Source organism: Streptomyces sp. NPDC101166, assembly GCF_044768125.1.
In the GTDB taxonomy this organism is placed as follows: Bacteria; Actinomycetota; Actinomycetes; order Streptomycetales; family Streptomycetaceae; genus Streptomyces.
In genome coordinates, this window is record NZ_JBIWPF010000005.1 from 325,909 (window position 1) to 344,494 (window position 18,586).

The following is an 18,586-nucleotide window of genomic DNA, read 5'->3' on the forward strand; positions in this document are numbered from 1 at the left end:
CGGTCCACAAGCCGCGCGACCGCCGCCTCGCGGCTCTAGGGGATCGATGACTGAGTATGGCCGGGGCCCAGGCTCCGAACCGTGGCATCCCGAGGACCCGTTGTACGGGGACGGCGGATGGGAAGGGCAGCAGGCCCACGCCGGCCATCAGCCTGCCTACGGCGGCCAGCCGCAGCACTACCCGCAGCAGCCGCAGCAGCCGCAGCAGCCGGGATACGGCGACTGGGGCGACGGACAGGCGCAGCAGTACGACCAGCATGCGTACGGTCAGCAGCACCAGCAGCCCTACGACCCTCAGCACTACGCCGGTCAGGGCCAGCAGCAGTACCCCGGGCCGGGTCAATACCCGGACCAGAACCAGCAGTTCGCCCAGCACGGCGGACCGCAGGCGTACCAGGAGGGCGGCTGGGACGGCACCGGCACGCACGCGCACGTGCCCTACGCGGCCGATCCCGGGGATCCGTACGGCCAGCAGGCAACCGCTTACGGCGCCGAGCAGCCGGACCTCTACGGCACACCGGACGCCTATCCGCCACCTGAGCCGCCCGCACGCCGGCGGGCCGAGCCAGGCCCCGAGGAGCAGTCGGAGTTCGCGTCCGGCCCGGAGGAGGACGCGCACCCCTTCTTCGCGGGCGACGGGCCGGGCACGGCGCAGACGGCCGGCCCGCCCGGTCGCGGCGAGCAGGGCGACCCGGGCGGCGATGCCGACGAGGACGACGACGAGCCGGGCGGCCGGGGCGGGCGCGGCCGGGGCCGCGGCGGCGTGGCGGGCAAGGGCAAGGATCCCCAGGGCAAGAAGCGCCGCAATGGATTCGCCTGCCTGTTCGTCGTGCTCGTGTTCGGCGGCGGTATCGGCGGCGTCGGATACTTCGGCTACCAGTTCTACCAGAATCGTTACGGCACGGCCCCGGACTACACGGGCGAGGGCACCGGGCAGGCCGTGAGCATCGAGATCCCCAAGGGTGCGGGCGGCGCCGACATCGGCCGCCGGCTGAAGGACGCGGGTGTCGTCAAGAGCGTGGACGCGTTCGTCTCCGCGATGACGCAGAATCCCGACGGCGGGAACATCCAGGCCGGCGCGTACATCCTGAAGAAGCAGATGTCCGCGAAGAGCGCCGTGGAAATGATGCTCGACCCGAAGAGTCAGGCCAATATGATCGTCGCGCCCGGCCAGCGCAACATTCAGATCTACAAGGTGATCGACCAGAAACTCGGTCTCGCCTCCGGCACCACGCGAAAGGTGGCGGAGAAGGAGTACAAGAATCTCGGACTGCCCGAGTGGGCGAACAGCGACAAGGACATCAAGGACCCGCTGGAGGGCTTCCTCTGCCCGGGCACCTATGCCGCGGCGAAGGGCATGAAGCCCGCGGTGGTGCTCAAGGAGATGATCGGGCGGGCCGACGCCGCCTACGGCAAGTTCGACCTCCAGGCCAAGGCCGCGGCGCTCGACCTGGAGAACCCGCTGCAGGTCATCACAGTCGCCAGCCTCGTCCAGGCCGAGGGCAAGACCGACGACGACTTCCGCAAGATGGCCGAGGTCGTCTACAACCGTCTCAAGCCCACGAACACCGAGACCAACCAGAAGCTGCAGTTCGACTCGACCTTCAACTACCTGAAGAACGAGAGCAACATCCACATCAGCGAGTCCGAGATCAACAGCAACCAGGACGCGTACAACACGTACACGCAGCGGGGCCTGCCGCCGGGGCCGATCGGGAATCCCGGGGCGGACGCACTCGCGGCGGCGCTGAATCCGACGAGCGACGGCTGGATCTACTTCGTGGCTACCGACGGCCAGAACAAGACCGAATTCGCCAAGACCTACGCGGAATTCGAGCGGCTGAAGGACAAGTTCAACGAAAGCGCCAAGAAGAACTGAGGCCATGAGCGACGCAGCCAGGACGCAGCACGCCCGCCGGCACCGGGCCGCGGTGCTGGGCAGTCCCATCGCCCACTCCCTGTCCCCGGTGCTGCACCGCGCCGCCTACCGGGCGCTGGAGCTCACGGAGTGGACGTACGAGCGCTTCGAGGTCGACGAGGCGGCGCTGCCCGCCTTCCTCGACGGCCTCGACGCCGAGTGGGCGGGACTGTCGCTGACCATGCCGCTCAAGCGGGCGGTCATCCCGCTGCTCGACGAGGTCAGCGAGACCGCGGCCGCCGTGGAGGCGGTCAACACCCTGGTGTTCACCGAGGACGGCCGCCGCGTCGGCGACAACACCGACATCCCCGGCATGGTCGCCGCGCTGCGCGAGCACGGTGTCGAGCGGGTCGACTCGGCCGCGGTCCTCGGCGCCGGAGCCACCGCCTCCTCCGCCCTGGCCGCCCTGTCCCGCGTCTGCTCCGGCGAGGTCGTCGCCTATGTGCGCAGCGAGGCACGGGCCGCCGAGATGCGTGAGTGGGGCGAGCGCCTCGACGTCGAGGTCCGCACCGCCGACTGGGCGGACGCGGCCGAGGCGCTCGCCTTCCCACTCGTCGTCGCCACCACTCCGGCGGGGACCACGGACGCGCTCGCCGCCTCGGTTCCCGAGCGGCCCGCCACCCTCTTCGACGTGCTGTACGAGCCGTGGCCCACCGAACTGGCCGCCCGCTGGTCGATGTTCGGCGGCGCGGTCGTCAGCGGGCTGGACCTGCTCGTGCACCAGGCGGTGCTCCAGGTGGAGCAGATGACCGGGCGGGCGCAGGCTCCGCTGGAGGCGATGCGAAAAGCGGGGGAGCAGGCGCTCTCCACCCGCTAGGATCCGCTGAGTTCCGCAGGGGGCGGAGCGCGGTCAAGGGGGAGTCAGGTACATGACCAACGTGTCCAGCGGGGTGCCTCTGGCGTCCGTCAAGGGCGAGATCTTCGAGTTCTTCCTGCGGTTCCTGCCCGAGTGGGCGCAGATCGCCGTGATCGGACTGATCCTGCTCATCGTGGTCGCCTCGTGGATCCTGAAGCTGAAGCGCAAGATCGACCACCGGCGCGCGGTGCGGGCCGGCGTCGCCGTGCACGTCGCCGCCCAGCAGCGACAGCGCAGCGGCGCGGACTTCCTTGGCGCGTACGCCCCGCAGAACCAGCAGGGCCCCGCCCCGCAGCCGCCGGCCGCGAACGGCCCGAGCGGCGCGGACTTCCTGGGTGCGTACGCCCCGCAGAACCAGCAGGCCCAGCAGAACCAGGCGGCCCCCGCCCCCCAGCCGGCGGCCGCGAACGGCCCGAGCGGCGCGGACTTCCTCGGCGCGTACGCCCCGCAGAACCGGCGCGACGACGCGCGGTGAACCCGGCCCGGCCGGGCCGCCGTCCGCCTGATGGACCGGCGGCCGGGACGGGGCCGCGGACGTGGGAGGATCGTAGGTGGCGGACCAGGGTCGCGCACCCGGTCCCGCCGTTGCCGTACGCGAGTATCCGCGTACGCAGGGCAGTACCAGGCGCGAGCACTGAGGAGCACCGTTGAGCAGGTTGCGCTGGCTGACCGCGGGGGAGTCCCACGGTCCCGCACTCGTGGCGACGCTGGAGGGCCTTCCCGCCGGCGTGCCGATCACCACGGAGATGGTCGCCGACCATCTGGCGAGGCGCCGGCTCGGGTATGGGCGCGGTGCGCGGATGAAGTTCGAGCAGGACGAGATCACCTTCCTCGGCGGCGTCCGGCACGGACTCTCCCTCGGCTCCCCGATCGCCATCATGGTGGGCAACACGGAGTGGCCCAAGTGGGAGCAGGTCATGGCGGCCGACCCGGTCGACCCCGAGGTGCTCGCCGGACTCGCCCGCAACGCGCCGCTGACCCGCCCCCGCCCCGGCCACGCCGACCTGGCCGGCATGCAGAAGTACGGGTTCGACGAGGCCCGCCCGATCCTGGAGCGCGCCTCCGCGCGCGAGACCGCCGCCCGCGTCGCGCTCGGCGCCGTCGCCCGGTCGTACCTGAAGGAGACGGCCGGCATCGAGATCGTCTCCCACGTCGTCGAGCTGGCCGCGGCCAAGGCGCCCTATGGCGTCTACCCGACCCCCGCCGACGTCGAGAAGCTCGACGCCGACCCGGTGCGCTGCCTGGACGCCGACGCCTCGAAGGCGATGGTCGCGGAGATCGACCAGGCCCACAAGGACGGCGACACCCTCGGCGGCGTCGTCGAGGTGCTCGCCTACGACGTGCCCGTGGGCCTCGGCTCGCACGTGCACTGGGACCGCAGGCTCGACGCCCGGCTCGCCGCCGCCCTCATGGGCATCCAGGCCATCAAGGGCGTCGAGGTCGGCGACGGCTTCGACCTCGCGCGCGTGCCCGGTTCGAAGGCCCACGACGAGATCGTCACCACGGACGAGGGCATCAAGCGCGCCACCGGCCGCTCCGGCGGCACCGAGGGCGGCCTGACCACCGGCGAACTGCTGCGGGTGCGCGCCGCGATGAAGCCCATCGCCACCGTGCCCCGGGCCCTGCGGACCGTCGACGTGTCCACCGGCGAGGCCTCCCAGGCCCACCACCAGCGCTCCGACGTGTGCGCGGTGCCGGCCGCCGGCATCGTCGCCGAGGCCATGGTCGCACTGGTCCTCGCGGACGCCGTGGCGGAGAAGTTCGGCGGCGACAGCGTGCCCGAGACCCGCCGCAACGTGCGCTCGTACCTCGACAACCTGCACATCCGATGAGCGGGCCGCTGGTCGTCCTGGTCGGGCCGATGGGCGTCGGCAAGTCCACCGTCGGGCTGATGCTGGCCGAACGGCTCGGGGCCGGCTACCGGGACACCGACGCCGACATCGTCGCGGAGCAGGGCCGCGCCATCGCCGACATCTTCGTCGAGGAGGGCGAGGCCGCCTTCCGTGCCGCCGAGAAGCGGGCCGTGCGCCGCGCCCTCGCCGAGCACGACGGCGTCCTCTCGCTCGGCGGCGGCGCGATCCTCGACGAGGACACGCGCGGCCTGCTGGCCGGGCAGCGCGTGCTGTACCTGTCGATGGACGTCGAGGAGGCCGTCAAGCGCACCGGCCTCAACACGGCCCGCCCGCTGCTCGCCGTCAACCCGCGCAAGCAGTGGCGCGAGCTGATGGAGGCACGGCGGCACCTGTACGAGGAGGTCGCCACGGCCGTCCTGCCGACGGACGGCCGCACGCCCGAAGAGGTCACGCAAGCCGCCCTGGACGCACTGGAGTTGAAAGAAGCATGAGCGAGTCAGTGACGCGGATCCGGGTCGGCGCGAGCGCGGGCTCCGAGGCGTACGACGTCCTGGTCGGCCGTCAGCTGCTCGGCGAACTCGCCGGGCTGATCGGCGAGAAGGCCAGGCGGGTCGCCGTGATCCACCCCGAGGCCCTCGCCGAGACCGGTGAGGCGCTCCGCGCCGATCTGGCCGAGCAGGGCTACGAGGCCGTCGCCATCCAGGTGCCCAACGCCGAGGAGGCCAAGACCGCAGAGGTCGCCGCCTACTGCTGGAAGGCCCTCGGCCAGTCCGGGTTCACCCGCACCGACGTCGTCGTGGGCGTCGGCGGCGGCGCCACCACCGACCTCGCCGGGTTCGTCGCCGCGACCTGGCTGCGCGGGGTGCGCTGGATCGCCGTCCCGACCACCGTGCTCGCCATGGTCGACGCGGCCGTCGGCGGCAAGACCGGCATCAACACCGCCGAGGGCAAGAACCTCGTCGGCGCCTTCCACCCGCCGGCCGGCGTCCTGTGCGACCTGGCCGCGCTGGACTCCCTCCCGGTCAACGACTACGTCTCCGGGCTCGCGGAGGTCATCAAGGCCGGCTTCATCGCCGACCCGGTGATCCTCGACCTCGTCGAGTCCGACCCCGAGGCCGCCCGCACCCCGGCCGGTCCGCACACCGCCGAGCTCATCGAACGCTCCATCAGGGTCAAGGCGGAGGTCGTCTCCTCCGACCTGAAGGAGTCGGGCCTGCGGGAGATCCTCAACTACGGGCACACGCTCGCCCACGCCATCGAGAAGAACGAGCGCTACAAGTGGCGGCACGGCGCGGCCGTCTCCGTCGGCATGCACTTCGCCGCCGAACTGGGCCGTCTCGCGGGCCGGTTGGACGACGCCACGGCCGACCGGCACCGCACGGTGCTGGAGTCGGTGGGCCTCCCGCTGCACTACCGCTACGACCAGTGGCCGAAGTTGCTGGAGACGATGAAGGTCGACAAGAAGTCGCGCGGCAACCTGCTGCGTTTCATCGTCCTCGACGGTCTCGCCAAGCCGACCGTACTGGAGGGCCCCGACCCGGCGATCCTGCTCGCCGCCTACGGTGAAGTGGGCGAGTAGTCCGAGCGATCCGCTTACGCCCGATTCGCTGTGCGCGACGGGCACTTCGGACCGCCCCCGGCCGTTCACCAAACGAAGGCCAGGGGCGGTACCGTTCGGAGCGAAGCGGGGGTTCCGCCCCCCCCGAGGGGTCCTTGCCCTACGCCAGCGCCCATTGCCTGTACGAGACGGAGTGGCACCGGATGCAGCACGCAGTGGGTTCTCCGCTGCCGCCGCCCCACCAGCCGGGGCACGGACCAGCCCCCACCTGGCCCCCACCCACGCCGCCCCCACCGGCCGCCCCGCCGGTCGACGGACACCAGCCGGACGTGACCGCGTCTCAGCCCGGCGCCTTCGTGCCGCCGACGGTTCCGCCCGGCCCCTGCTTCGCCGGGGGGCCGGTCTTCGGCGGCGCCCCCACCGCCGCTCAGGCCTCCGTGCCGCCGATGCCCCAGCCGCAGCCCTCCGTGCCGCCTGTGCCGCACACGCCCATGCCGCAGCCGCCCATGCCGCAGGCGCCCGCGCCGCAGCCGGGCCCCGCACAGCCGTCCGTGCCGCCGCACGTGACCGTCGCGCAGGGCGGCGACGTCACCGGGCATGTGCCCCTGCCGCCGGGCGGGCCCGTGCCCATGCCCAGCGTGCCGCCCGCCGCGGCCGCCCCCGATCCGGCGGCGACCACCCTCGCGGTGCTCCTCATCGGGCCCGCCGGCGCGGGGAAGACCAGCGTCGCCAAGTACTGGGCGGACCACCGCCGGGTGCCCACCGCCCACATCAGCCTCGACGACGTCCGCGAGTGGGTCCGCTCCGGCTTCGCCGACCCCCAGTCGGGCTGGAACGACCACTCCGAGGCCCAGTACCGCCTGGCCCGCCGCACCTGCGGCTTCGCCGCGCGGAACTTCCTCGCCAACGGGATCTCCTGCGTCCTCGACGACGCGATCTTCCCCGACCGCCCCGCCGTCGGCCTCGGCGGCTGGAAGCGGCACGTCGGCCCCGGGCTGCTGCCGGTCGTCCTCCTCCCCGGCCTGGAGGTGGTCCTGGAGCGCAACGCCGAACGCTCCGGCAACCGCCGCCTCACCGACGAGGAGGTGGCCCGCATCCACGGCCGGATGGCCGGCTGGTACGGCTCCGGGCTGCCGATCATCGACAACTCCCAGCTCGACGTGCCCACCACGGCGAGGGTCCTGGACGACGTGCTGGCGAGGGCGATCGCCAGCCCTCCGAAGTGGTAGGACGTGCCGCCGCTCCCCGCTCGGCGCAGCCCGACCGGCGGTTTCCGGCCACCGCTCCTAGGCTCGACACATGTCAGAGGTGTACGCGACCCGTCGCACACGACTGAAAGAACGCTGCCACGCGTCCGGCAACACGGCAGCGCTGATCTCCCGCCCCGCCAACGTCAGGTACCTCGCCGGCGCGGCCCCGCAGGGAGCCGTCCTGCTCCTGGGCGGTGACGAGGACCTCCTCGTGTGCACCGGCCCGCCGGACGACCGCCCCGCCGAGGCCCGGCCGGACGACAGCCTGAAGGCGCACACCCTTCCCGGCGCCGGCGGCGACCCCGCCGTGGCCGCCGTGGGCCTCCTCGCGGCCGGCGGCGCCGGCGGCGACTGCCTCGCCGTCGAGGAGCACCACCTGACGGTGACCCGGCACCGCGCCCTGCGCTCCGTCGCCCCCCGGATCCGGCTCGCCGACCTGGGCGGCGCGGTCGAACAGCTCAGGGTGGTGAAGGACGAGGAGGAGATCTCCTGCCTGCGCATCGGCGCCGAGATCGCCGACCAGGCACTGGGGGAACTGCTGGAGTCGATCCTCGTCGGCCGCACCGAACGCCACCTCGCCCTCGAACTGGAGCGCCGCCTCGTCGACCACGGCGCCGACGGGCCCGCCTTCCCCACGTCCGTGGGCACAGGACCGAACTCCGGGCGGCGCGGGCACCGGCCCACCGACCGGCGGGTGGAGGAGGGCGACTTCCTCTCCGTCTGTCTCGGCGCCGCCTACCGCGGCTACCGCTGCGAGATCGGCCGCACCTTCGTCATCGGCACCTCTCCCGCGGACTGGCAGATCGAGCTGTACGACCTGGTCTTCGCCGCCCAGCGGGCCGGCCGTGAGAGCCTGGTGCCGGGCACCGCGCACCGGGACGTGGACCGCGCCGCACGCCAGGTCCTCGACTGCGCGGGCTACTCGGAACGCCTCCCGGCGCTCACCGGGCACGGGGTCGGACTCGAAATCGACGAGGACCCGCAGTTGGCTCCCGCGGCCATGGGTAAACTGGACGCTTGCGTGCCGGTCACCGTCGAACCCGGGGTCCACCTCCCGGGGCGGGGCGGCGTCCGGATCGATGACACGCTCGTCGTGCGCCCAGAGGCGGACGGCGGACCCGAGCTACTCACCATCACGACCAAGGAGCTGCTCGCGCTCTAGCTCATCGGCTGGACGCGTGGCCCGGGGTCGTCCACGTCAGTCCAGGAGATTCCGCAACCGTGGCTTCCACGAACGACCTCAAGAACGGCCTGGTGCTCAAGCTCGAAGGCGGCCAGCTCTGGTCCGTCGTCGAGTTCCAGCACGTCAAGCCCGGCAAGGGCCCGGCCTTCGTGCGCACCAAGCTCAAGAACGTGCTCTCCGGCAAGGTCGTCGACAAGACGTTCAACGCCGGCGTCAAGGTCGAGACGGCCACTGTCGACAAGCGCGACATGCAGTTCTCGTACATGGACGGCGAGTACTTCGTCTTCATGGACATGGAGACCTACGACCAGCTGATGGTCGACCGCAAGGCCGTCGGCGACGCCGCCAACTTCCTGATCGAGGGCTTCACCGCCACCGTCGCCCAGCACGAGGGCGAGGTGCTCTTCGTCGAGCTGCCGGCCGCCGTCGAGCTGGTCGTGCAGGAGACCGAGCCGGGCGTCCAGGGCGACCGCTCCACCGGCGGCACCAAGCCCGCCACCCTGGAGACCGGCCACCAGATCCAGGTCCCGCTCTTCATCACCACCGGTGAGAAGATCAAGGTCGACACCCGCACGAGCGACTACCTCGGCCGGGTGAACAGCTAACCGTGGCCGCCCGCAACACGGCCCGCAAGCGCGCCTTCCAGATCCTCTTCGAGGGCGACCAGCGTGGCGTCGACGTCCTGACCGTCCTCGCGGACTGGATCCGGCTCTCCCGGGCCGACACCCGGCAGCCACCGGTGAGCGAGTACACGATGCAGCTGGTCGAGGGCTACGCCGAGCAGGCCAAGCGCATCGACGAGCTGATCGCCCAGTACTCGGTCGGCTGGACGCTGGACCGGATGCCGGTCGTCGACCGCAACATCCTGCGGCTCGGCGCCTACGAGCTGGTCTGGGTCGACGAGACGCCGGACGCCGTCGTCCTCGACGAGATGGTGCAGCTGGCGAAGGAGTTCTCCACGGACGAGTCCCCCTCGTTCGTCAACGGCCTCCTCGGCCGTCTGAAGGAGCTCAAGCCCTCGCTGCGCCGGGAGTAGGCGCGCCCTGGAAGAGGCGTGGGCAACCGCGCGCTCGGCCCCACACGGCCCGCAGCTCGCGCGAGAGAGTGGCGACCCGCACGAAAACCGCCGGGGTGGCGGGAACCATAAGGTTCCGGCCACCCCGGCGGTACGTTTCTGCTGGGCCCGCTGGGGCTCAGCCCTCCTCGTGGGAGACGGCGCGACGCGCGTCCGCGTCCAGGACGCCCCAGCTGATCAGCTGCTCGGTGAGGACCGAGGGCGACTGGTCGTAGATGACGGCGAGCGTGCGCAGGTCGTCCTGGCGGATCGAGAGCACCTTGCCGTTGTAGTCACCGCGCTGGGACTGGATCGTCGCCGCGTACCGCTGAAGGGGGCCGGCCTTCTCCACCGGCACGTGGGCCAGCCGCTCCAGGTCCAGGACCAGCTTCGGCGGGGGCTCCGCCGCGCCGCCCGGGGTGGTGCCGGGCAGGAGCTCCTGCACGGGGACGCCGTAGAAATCGGCCAGCTCCGCGAGCCGCTGCACGGTCACGGCGCGGTCGCCGCGCTCGTAGGACCCGACCACGACCGCCTTCCAGCGTCCCTGGGACTTCTCCTCGACACCGTGGAGGGAAAGGCCCTGCTGGGTGCGGATCGCCCGGAGCTTGGCCCCGAGCTGTTTGGCGTATTCGCTGGACATATGGCTCCCGGCACTGGGTCGACGCGACTGGGCTTGGTTTCCATGCCGCGCGGTTGGTAACTCACTGTGAGGTTACGCAGCGTGATTCTTCTGCGTCAAGCCGAATGGTCCACCCCGACGCTTCCGTGGTATCGATGGCCGATTAGGCCAAGGGGGTGATCGGGGGCGTCCCCGGGGCCTGCTACGGTGGATGGCGCAAATCCGACGTCCTTTAAGGTCCGTCCCGTGAGGCGGAGAAGGAGGTCCGTTTCGTATGGACAAGCAGCAGGACACGCAAGCGTCAGAGGCGAGGCCCGTCCTCGAAGGCCCTGACATCGCACGGGTGCTGACCCGTATCGCCCACGAGATCGTGGAGCGCGCCAAGGGCGCCGACGACGTGGTGCTCCTCGGCATCCCGACCCGGGGTGTCTTCCTCGGCCGGCGGCTCGCCGCCAAGCTGGAGCAGATCACCGAACGGAAGATTCCGGTCGGCTCGCTCGACATCACCATGTACCGGGACGACCTGCGCATGCATCCGCCGCGCGCGCTGGCCCGCACCGAGATCCCCGGTGACGGCATCGACGGCAAGCTGGTCGTCCTCGTCGACGACGTGCTCTTCTCCGGCCGCACCATCCGCGCCGCCCTCGACGCCCTGAACGACATCGGGCGCCCGCGCGCGGTGCAGCTCGCGGTCCTGGTCGACCGCGGCCACCGCGAACTGCCCATCCGCGCCGACTACGTCGGCAAGAACCTCCCCACGTCGCTGCGGGAGACGGTCAAGGTCCAGCTCGCCGAGGAGGACGGTCGCGACACCGTGCTGCTCGGTGCGAAGCAGACCGCCCCGGGCGCGCAGCAGTAGCTGTCCGGCGTACGGCCCGCGTGCGCGCCTGCGCGCGCCCGTGCGCCCGAAAAGTCCGCCCTGTCTCACTTGTCTTCACTTGTCTTCAACGGAGCCTGACAGATGCAGCGTCATCTCATCTCGGCCGCCGACCTCACCCGCGACGACGCCGTCCACATCCTCGACACCGCCGAGGAGATGGCCCGGGTCGCCGACCGGCCGATCAAGAAGCTGCCGACCCTGCGCGGCCGCACCGTGGTCAACCTCTTCTTCGAGGACTCCACCCGCACCCGGATCTCCTTCGAGGCCGCCGAGAAGCGCCTCTCCGCCGACGTCATCAACTTCACCGCCAAGGGCTCCAGCGTCTCCAAGGGCGAGTCCCTGAAGGACACCGCCCAGACGCTGGAGGCCATGGGCGTCGACGCCGTCGTCATCCGGCACGGCGCGTCCGGAGCCCCCTACCGCCTGGCCAACTCCGGCTGGATCGACGCGGCCGTCATCAACGCCGGCGACGGCACCCACCAGCACCCCACGCAGGCCCTGCTGGACGCCTTCACCATGCGCCGCCGGCTCGTCGGACGGGACGCCGGGCTCGGGCAGGACCTGTCCGGCCGGCGCATCACCCTCGTCGGCGACGTCCTGCACAGCCGCGTCGCCCGCTCCAACGTCGACCTGCTGCACACCCTCGGCGCCGAGGTCACCCTCGTCGCCCCGCCCACCCTGGTGCCCGTCGGCGTGGAGACCTGGCCCTGCGAGGTCTCCTACGACCTCGACAGCACGCTGCCCAAGTCCGACGCGGTGATGATGCTGCGCGTCCAGCGCGAGCGGATGAACGCGGCGTTCTTCCCGACCGAGCGCGAGTACTCCCGCCGCTACGGGCTCGACGGCGACCGCATGGCCCGGATGCCCGAGCACTCCATCGTGATGCACCCCGGCCCGATGGTCCGGGGCATGGAGATCACCGCCGAGGTCGCCGACTCCGACCGGTGCACCGTCGTCGAACAGGTCGCCAACGGGGTGTCCATCCGCATGGCCGTCCTGTACCTGCTCCTGGGCGGCAACGAACCCGCCGTCAGCCACGCCCGTACCACCGCTTCCACCGAGGAGAAGTAAGCGACCATGAGCAAGATCCTGATCCGTGGTGCGAAGGTGCTCGGCGGCGAGCCGCAGGACGTGATGATCGACGGCGAGGTCGTCGCGGCGGTCGGCACCGGCCTCGACGCCGAGGGCGCGGAGGTCGTCGAGGCGGCGGGCAAGGTCCTGCTGCCGGGCCTGGTCGACCTGCACACCCATCTGCGCGAGCCCGGCCGTGAGGACTCCGAGACCGTCCTGACCGGCACGCGTGCGGCCGCGAGCGGCGGCTACACCGCCGTGTTCGCCATGGCCAACACCTTCCCCGTCGCCGACACCGCCGGCGTGGTCGAGCAGGTCTACCGGCTCGGGCAGGAGCACGGCTACTGCGATGTGCAGCCCATCGGCGCCGTCACCGTCGGCCTGGAGGGCAGGAAGCTCGCCGAGCTGGGCGCCATGCACGAGTCGGCGGCCGGGGTCACCGTGTTCTCCGACGACGGCAAGTGCGTCGACGACGCCGTGATCATGCGGCGCGCCCTGGAGTACGTGAAGGCGTTCGGCGGGGTCGTCGCCCAGCACGCGCAGGAACCGCGGCTGACCGAGGGCGCCCAGATGAACGAGGGCATCGTCTCCGCCGAGCTCGGACTCGGCGGCTGGCCCGCGGTGGCCGAGGAGTCGATCATCGCTCGGGACGTCCTGCTCGCCGAGCACGTCGGCTCCCGCGTCCACATCTGCCACCTGTCCACCGCCGGCTCGGTCGAGATCGTCCGCTGGGCCAAGTCCCGCGGCATCGACGTCACCGCCGAGGTCACTCCGCACCACCTCCTCCTCACGGATGAGCTGGTGCGCTCCTACAACCCCGTCTACAAGGTCAACCCGCCGCTGCGCACCGAGCGTGACGTGCACGCCCTGCGCGAGGCGCTCGCCGACGGCACCATCGACATCGTCGCCACCGACCACGCCCCGCACCCGCACGAGGACAAGGACTGCGAGTGGGCCGCGGCCGCCATGGGCATGGTCGGCCTGGAGACCGCGTTGTCGGTGGTCCAGGAGACGATGGTGGAGACGGGCCTGCTGGACTGGGCCCAGGTCGCCGACCGCATGTCCTTCGCGCCCGCGCGCATCGGCCGGGCCGCCGGCCACGGGCGTCCCGTCTCGGCAGGTGAGCCCGCCAACCTCACGCTCGTCGACTCGGCATACCGTGGACAGGTGGACCCCGCGGGCTTCGCCTCGCGCAGCCGCAACACCCCCTACGAGGGGCGCGAGCTGCCGGGCCGTGTCACGCACACCTGGCTGCGGGGCAAGGCCACGCTCGTCGACGGGAAGCTCACGTGACACCTGTGATCCTGCTGGCGGCCGACAAGGAATCGGCCGAAGTGACCGACTGGGCCGCCCGCGCCGGCTGGGTCGTCGGCCTCGCCCTGTTCGTCGCGCTCGTCTACTGGCTGATGCGCGAGGGCTGGAAGTGGCGCGGCACCCTCCAGGGCGACCTGCCCGAGCTGCCGGCCGCGCCGGACGACCCCGGTCCCGCGAGACTGACCATGAGCGGCCGCTACCACGGCTCCACCACCGCGGGGCAGTGGCTCGACCGCATCGTGGCGCAGGGCCTGGGCACCCGCAGCCGCGTCGAGCTCACCCTCACGGACGCGGGAGTGGACGTCGTACGCCCCGGCGCGGGCGACTTCTTCATCCCGGCCGGCGCGCTGCGCGAGGCGGTCCTCGGCAAGGGCATCGCCGGCAAGGTCCTCACCGAGGGCGGACTGCTCGTGGTGACCTGGGCGCACGGCGACCGGCTGATCGACTCCGGCTTCCGCTCCGACCACGCGGCCGAGCACAACGAGTGGGTCGCCGCCATCAACTCCATGACCAAGAACAACACGACGGAAGGCGCACGATGACGACCTCCACCAGGGGAGCCACCAAGGTTCCCGCCGTACTCGTCCTGGAGGACGGCCGGACCTTCCGCGGCCGTGCCTACGGGGCCGTGGGGGAGACCTTCGGAGAGGCGGTGTTCTCCACCGGCATGACCGGCTACCAGGAGACCCTGACCGACCCGTCGTACGACCGTCAGATCGTCGTCGCCACCGCCCCGCAGATCGGCAACACCGGCTGGAACGACGAGGACGACGAGTCCCGCCGCATCTGGGTCTCCGGCTACGTCGTCCGCGACCCCGCGCGCGTGCCCTCCAACTGGCGCGCCAAGCGGTCCCTCGACGACGAGCTGGTCGCCCAGAACGTGGTCGGCATCTCCGGCATCGACACCCGCGCCCTCACCCGCCACCTGCGCGAGCGCGGCTCGATGCGGGCCGGCATCTTCTCCGGCGAGGTGATCGCCCCGGAGACCGAGCTCGTCGCGCGTGTGCAGGCCCAGCCGCAGATGAAGGGCGCGAGCCTCTACGAGGAGGTCGCCACCCAGGAGGCGTACGTCGTCCCCGCGGTCGGCGAGAAGCGGTTCACCGTCGCCGCCATCGACCTCGGCATCAAGGGCATGACCCCGCACCGCATGGCGGAACGCGGCATCGAGGTGCACGTCCTGCCCGCCACGGCCACCGCGGACGAGGTGTACGCCGTGAGCCCGGACGGCGTGTTCTTCTCCAACGGCCCCGGCGACCCGGCCACCGCGGACGGCCCGGTCGCGCTGATGACCGAGGTGCTTCAGCGCAGGACGCCCCTGTTCGGCATCTGCTTCGGCAACCAGATCCTGGGCCGCGCCCTCGGCTTCGGCACCTACAAGCTGAAGTACGGCCACCGCGGCATCAACCAGCCGGTCCAGGACCGTACGACCGGCAAGGTCGAGGTCACCGCCCACAACCACGGCTTCGCCGTGGACGCGCCGCTCGACAAGATCAGCGAGACGAAGTTCGGCCGCGCCGAGGTCTCCCACGTCTGCCTGAACGACGACGTGGTGGAGGGGCTCCAGCTGCTGGACCAGCCGGCCTTCTCCGTCCAGTACCACCCCGAAGCGGCCGCCGGCCCGCACGACGCCGCCTACCTGTTCGACCGCTTTGTATCTCTGATGGAGGGCCAGCGTGCCTAAGCGCACCGATATCCAGTCCGTCCTGGTCATCGGCTCCGGCCCGATCGTCATCGGCCAGGCCGCCGAGTTCGACTACTCCGGCACCCAGGCGTGCCGGGTGCTGAAGGCCGAGGGCCTGCGCGTCATCCTCGTCAACTCCAACCCGGCGACGATCATGACCGACCCGGAGATCGCCGACGCCACCTACGTCGAGCCGATCACCCCCGAGTTCGTCGAGAAGATCATCGCCAAGGAGCGCCCCGACGCCCTGCTGCCCACCCTGGGCGGCCAGACGGCCCTCAACACGGCGATCTCCCTCGCCGAGAGCGGCGTCCTGGACAAGCACGGCGTCGAGCTGATCGGCGCCAACGTCGAGGCCATCAACAAGGGCGAGGACCGCGACCTGTTCAAGGAGGTCGTGGAGGAGGTCCGCCGCAAGATCGGCCATGGCGAGTCCGCCCGCTCGGTCATCTGCCACGCCATGGACGAGGTGATCGCCGGCGTCGACACCCTCGGCGGCTACCCGGTCGTCGTGCGCCCCTCCTTCACCATGGGCGGCGCCGGCTCCGGCTTCGCCCACGACGAGGAGGAGCTGCGCCGCATCGCGGGCCAGGGCCTCACGCTCTCCCCGACCACCGAGGTGCTCCTCGAGGAGTCCATCCTCGGCTGGAAGGAGTACGAGCTGGAGCTGATGCGCGACAAGAACGACAACGTCGTGGTCGTCTGCTCCATCGAGAACTTCGACCCGATGGGCGTGCACACCGGCGACTCGATCACCGTCGCCCCGGCGATGACGCTCACCGACCGCGAGTACCAGATCCTGCGCGACGTCGGCATCGCCGTGATCCGCGAGGTCGGCGTCGACACCGGCGGCTGCAACATCCAGTTCGCGGTGAACCCCGAGGACGGCCGCGTCATCGTCATCGAGATGAACCCGCGCGTGTCGCGCTCCTCGGCCCTCGCCTCCAAGGCGACCGGCTTCCCGATCGCCAAGATCGCCGCCAAGCTCGCCGTCGGCTACACCCTCGACGAGATCCCCAACGACATCACGCAGGAGACCCCGGCCTCCTTCGAGCCCACGCTCGACTACGTGGTCGTCAAGGCCCCGCGGTTCGCCTTCGAGAAGTTCCCCTCCGCCGACTCCACGCTGACCACCACCATGAAGTCGGTCGGCGAGGCCATGGCCATCGGCCGCAACTTCACCGAGGCCTTCCAGAAGGCGCTGCGCTCGCTGGAGAAGAAGGGCAGCCAGTTCACCTTCGTGGGCGACCCCGGCGACAGGACCGCGCTGCTCGAGGAGTCGGTGCGGCCCACCGACGGCCGTATCAACACCGTCATGCAGGCCATCCGCGCGGGCGCCACGCCCGAGGAGGTCTTCGAGTACACGAAGATCGACCCCTGGTTCGTCGACCAGCTCTTCCTGATCAAGGAGATCGCCGACGAGCTGGCCGCCGCCGACCGCCTCGACGCGGACCTGCTCGCCGAGGCCAAGCGGCACGGCTTCTCCGACCAGCAGATCGCCGAGATCCGCGGCCTGCGCGAGGACGTCGTACGCGAGGTGCGGCACGCCCTGGGCGTCCGCCCGGTCTACAAGACGGTCGACACCTGCGCCGCCGAGTTCGCCGCGAAGACGCCGTACTTCTACTCCTCCTACGACGAGGAGAGCGAGGTCGCCCCCCGCGAGAAGCCGGCCGTCATCATCCTGGGCTCCGGCCCCAACCGCATCGGTCAGGGCATCGAGTTCGACTACTCCTGCGTCCACGCCTCCTTCGCGCTGTCCGACGCCGGGTACGAGACCGTGATGGTCAACTGCAACCCGGAGACCGTCTCCACCGACTACGACACCTCCGACCGCCTGTACTTCGAGCCGCTGACGCTCGAAGACGTGCTGGAGATCGTCCACGCGGAGGCGCAGGCCGGCCCGATCGCGGGCGTCGTCGTCCAGCTCGGCGGCCAGACCCCGCTGGGCCTGGCGCAGGCGCTCAAGGACAACGGCGTGCCGATCGTCGGCACCCCGCCCGAGGCGATCCACGCCGCCGAGGACCGCGGCGCCTTCGGGCGGGTCCTCGCCGAGGCGGGCCTGCCGGCCCCCAAGCACGGCACGGCCACCACCTTCGCCGAGGCCAAGGCCATCGCCGACGAGATCGGCTACCCGGTGCTCGTGAGGCCCTCGTACGTGCTCGGCGGACGCGGCATGGAGATCGTCTACGACGAGACCCGGCTGTCCGCCTACATCGCCGAGTCCACCGAGATCAGCCCCACCCGCCCGGTCCTCGTGGACCGCTTCCTCGACGACGCCATCGAGATCGACGTCGACGCGCTCTACGACGGCCATGAGCTCTACCTCGGCGGCGTCATGGAACACATCGAGGAGGCCGGCATCCACTCCGGCGACTCGGCGTGCGCCCTGCCCCCCATCACCCTCGGCGGCTTCGACATCAAGCGCCTGCGCGCCTCCACCGAGGCCATCGCCCACGGCGTCGGCGTGCGCGGCCTGATCAACATCCAGTTCGCGATGGCCGGCGACATCCTCTACGTCCTGGAGGCCAACCCGCGCGCGTCGCGCACGGTGCCCTTCACCTCCAAGGCGACCGCGGTGCCGCTGGCCAAGGCCGCCGCCCGGATCTCGCTCGGCGCGACCATCGCCGAGCTGCGCTCCGAGGGGCTCCTCCCGGCGACCGGCGACGGCGGCGAACTGCCGCTGGACGCGCCGATCTCCGTCAAGGAGGCCGTGATGCCGTGGACCCGCTTCCGGGACACCTCCGGGCGCGGCGTCGACACCGTCCTCGGCCCGGAGATGCGCTCCACCGGCGAGGTCATGGGCATCGACTCCGTCTTCGGCACGGCGTACGCCAAGTCGCAGGCGGGCGCCTACGGCCCGCTGCCCACCAAGGGCCGCGCGTTCATCTCGGTCGCCAACCGCGACAAGCGCTCGATGATCTTCCCGGCGCGCGAGCTGGTCGCCCACGGCTTCGAGCTGCTCGCCACCTCCGGCACCGCGGAGGTCCTCAAGCGCAACGGCATCAAGGCCACCGTCGTGCGCAAGCAGTACGAGGGCACCGGCCCGAACGGCGAGAAGACCATCGTGCAGCTCATCCACGACGGCGAGGTCGACCTCATCGTCAACACCCCCTACGGCACCGGCGGCCGTCTCGACGGCTACGAGATCCGCACGGCGGCCGTGGCCCGCTCCGTGCCGTGCCTGACGACGGTGCAGGCGCTCGCCGCCGCCGTCCAGGGCATCGACGCCCTCAACCACGGAGACGTGGGCGTCCGTTCGCTCCAGGAACACGCGGAACACCTGACCGCGGCCCGCGACTAGCAGCCCACAGGGGGACACCGGAAACGGTGTCCCCCTCGTCATGAGGGC

17 protein-coding genes are annotated in these 18,586 nt (G+C 71.4%); 16 read left to right on the forward strand and 1 reads right to left on the reverse strand.

Annotated features, from left to right (window positions below; genetic code table 11):
- Window positions 1-46: 46 nt before the first annotated feature.
- The 10 genes from mltG (at window position 47) to nusB (ending at window position 9,654) form a co-directional block, all read left to right on the forward strand.
- Window positions 47-1,879, forward strand: coding sequence for an endolytic transglycosylase MltG (mltG, locus tag ACIRS4_RS12410; protein WP_404193812.1), 1,833 nt, complete (start codon window positions 47-49; stop codon window positions 1,877-1,879).
- A gap of 4 nt (window positions 1,880-1,883) precedes the next feature.
- Window positions 1,884-2,735, forward strand: coding sequence for a shikimate dehydrogenase (locus tag ACIRS4_RS12415; RefSeq protein ID WP_404193814.1), 852 nt, complete (start codon window positions 1,884-1,886; stop codon window positions 2,733-2,735).
- Window positions 2,736-2,787: 52 nt separating this feature from the next.
- Window positions 2,788-3,249: a hypothetical protein gene (locus ACIRS4_RS12420; protein ID WP_404193817.1), complete on the forward strand. Its 462-nt coding sequence runs from the start codon at window positions 2,788-2,790 to the stop codon at window positions 3,247-3,249.
- 172 nt (window positions 3,250-3,421) lie between these two features.
- Complete coding sequence (gene aroC / locus ACIRS4_RS12425; protein ID WP_404193820.1) at window positions 3,422-4,606, forward strand: chorismate synthase; 1,185 nt, start codon at window positions 3,422-3,424, stop codon at window positions 4,604-4,606.
- Window positions 4,603-5,118: a shikimate kinase gene (locus ACIRS4_RS12430; RefSeq protein WP_404193823.1), complete on the forward strand. Its 516-nt coding sequence runs from the start codon at window positions 4,603-4,605 to the stop codon at window positions 5,116-5,118. Before aroC ends, ACIRS4_RS12430 begins: the two co-directional genes overlap by 4 nt.
- The gene (gene aroB, locus ACIRS4_RS12435) at window positions 5,115-6,206 is read left to right on the forward strand and encodes a 3-dehydroquinate synthase (RefSeq protein ID WP_404193825.1); all 1,092 of its coding nucleotides are present in this window, start codon (window positions 5,115-5,117) and stop codon (window positions 6,204-6,206) included. Before ACIRS4_RS12430 ends, aroB begins: the two co-directional genes overlap by 4 nt.
- Before the next feature lie 182 nt (window positions 6,207-6,388).
- Window positions 6,389-7,414: an AAA family ATPase gene (locus ACIRS4_RS12440; protein WP_404193828.1), complete on the forward strand. Its 1,026-nt coding sequence runs from the start codon at window positions 6,389-6,391 to the stop codon at window positions 7,412-7,414.
- Between the two features lie 70 nt (window positions 7,415-7,484).
- Complete coding sequence (locus tag ACIRS4_RS12445; protein ID WP_404193830.1) at window positions 7,485-8,597, forward strand: M24 family metallopeptidase; 1,113 nt, start codon at window positions 7,485-7,487, stop codon at window positions 8,595-8,597.
- Between the two features lie 59 nt (window positions 8,598-8,656).
- Entirely contained in the window at window positions 8,657-9,223 is a 567-nt protein-coding gene (efp, locus tag ACIRS4_RS12450; RefSeq protein WP_037742222.1) for an elongation factor P, read from the forward strand.
- A gap of 2 nt (window positions 9,224-9,225) precedes the next feature.
- Window positions 9,226-9,654, forward strand: coding sequence for a transcription antitermination factor NusB (gene nusB / locus ACIRS4_RS12455; protein WP_404193833.1), 429 nt, complete (start codon window positions 9,226-9,228; stop codon window positions 9,652-9,654).
- 157 nt (window positions 9,655-9,811) lie between these two features.
- Here the strand turns inward: nusB and bldD are convergent, their stop codons facing one another.
- The gene (bldD, locus tag ACIRS4_RS12460; protein ID WP_020128858.1) at window positions 9,812-10,312 is read right to left on the reverse strand and encodes a transcriptional regulator BldD; all 501 of its coding nucleotides are present in this window, start codon (window positions 10,310-10,312) and stop codon (window positions 9,812-9,814) included.
- Between the two features lie 253 nt (window positions 10,313-10,565).
- Here bldD and pyrR point away from each other — a divergent pair, with 253 nt between their 5' ends.
- The 6 genes from pyrR to carB all read left to right on the forward strand — a co-directional run bounded on the left by pyrR (window position 10,566) and on the right by carB (window position 18,538).
- Window positions 10,566-11,150: a bifunctional pyr operon transcriptional regulator/uracil phosphoribosyltransferase PyrR gene (pyrR, locus tag ACIRS4_RS12465; protein WP_130444521.1), complete on the forward strand. Its 585-nt coding sequence runs from the start codon at window positions 10,566-10,568 to the stop codon at window positions 11,148-11,150.
- Window positions 11,151-11,252: 102 nt separating this feature from the next.
- Window positions 11,253-12,242 (forward strand): aspartate carbamoyltransferase catalytic subunit, encoded by a 990-nt coding sequence (locus ACIRS4_RS12470; protein WP_404193837.1) that lies wholly within the window; start codon window positions 11,253-11,255, stop codon window positions 12,240-12,242.
- Between the two features lie 6 nt (window positions 12,243-12,248).
- A complete protein-coding gene (locus ACIRS4_RS12475) occupies window positions 12,249-13,535 on the forward strand; it encodes a dihydroorotase (protein WP_404193839.1) in 1,287 nt (428 codons plus the stop codon).
- Window positions 13,532-14,098 (forward strand): hypothetical protein, encoded by a 567-nt coding sequence (locus tag ACIRS4_RS12480; protein ID WP_404193842.1) that lies wholly within the window; start codon window positions 13,532-13,534, stop codon window positions 14,096-14,098. Before ACIRS4_RS12475 ends, ACIRS4_RS12480 begins: the two co-directional genes overlap by 4 nt.
- A complete protein-coding gene (gene carA, locus ACIRS4_RS12485; RefSeq protein ID WP_404193845.1) occupies window positions 14,095-15,237 on the forward strand; it encodes a glutamine-hydrolyzing carbamoyl-phosphate synthase small subunit in 1,143 nt (380 codons plus the stop codon). Before ACIRS4_RS12480 ends, carA begins: the two co-directional genes overlap by 4 nt.
- Window positions 15,230-18,538: a carbamoyl-phosphate synthase large subunit gene (gene carB / locus ACIRS4_RS12490; protein WP_404193847.1), complete on the forward strand. Its 3,309-nt coding sequence runs from the start codon at window positions 15,230-15,232 to the stop codon at window positions 18,536-18,538. Before carA ends, carB begins: the two co-directional genes overlap by 8 nt.
- The last annotated feature ends 48 nt before the right edge of the window (window positions 18,539-18,586 follow it).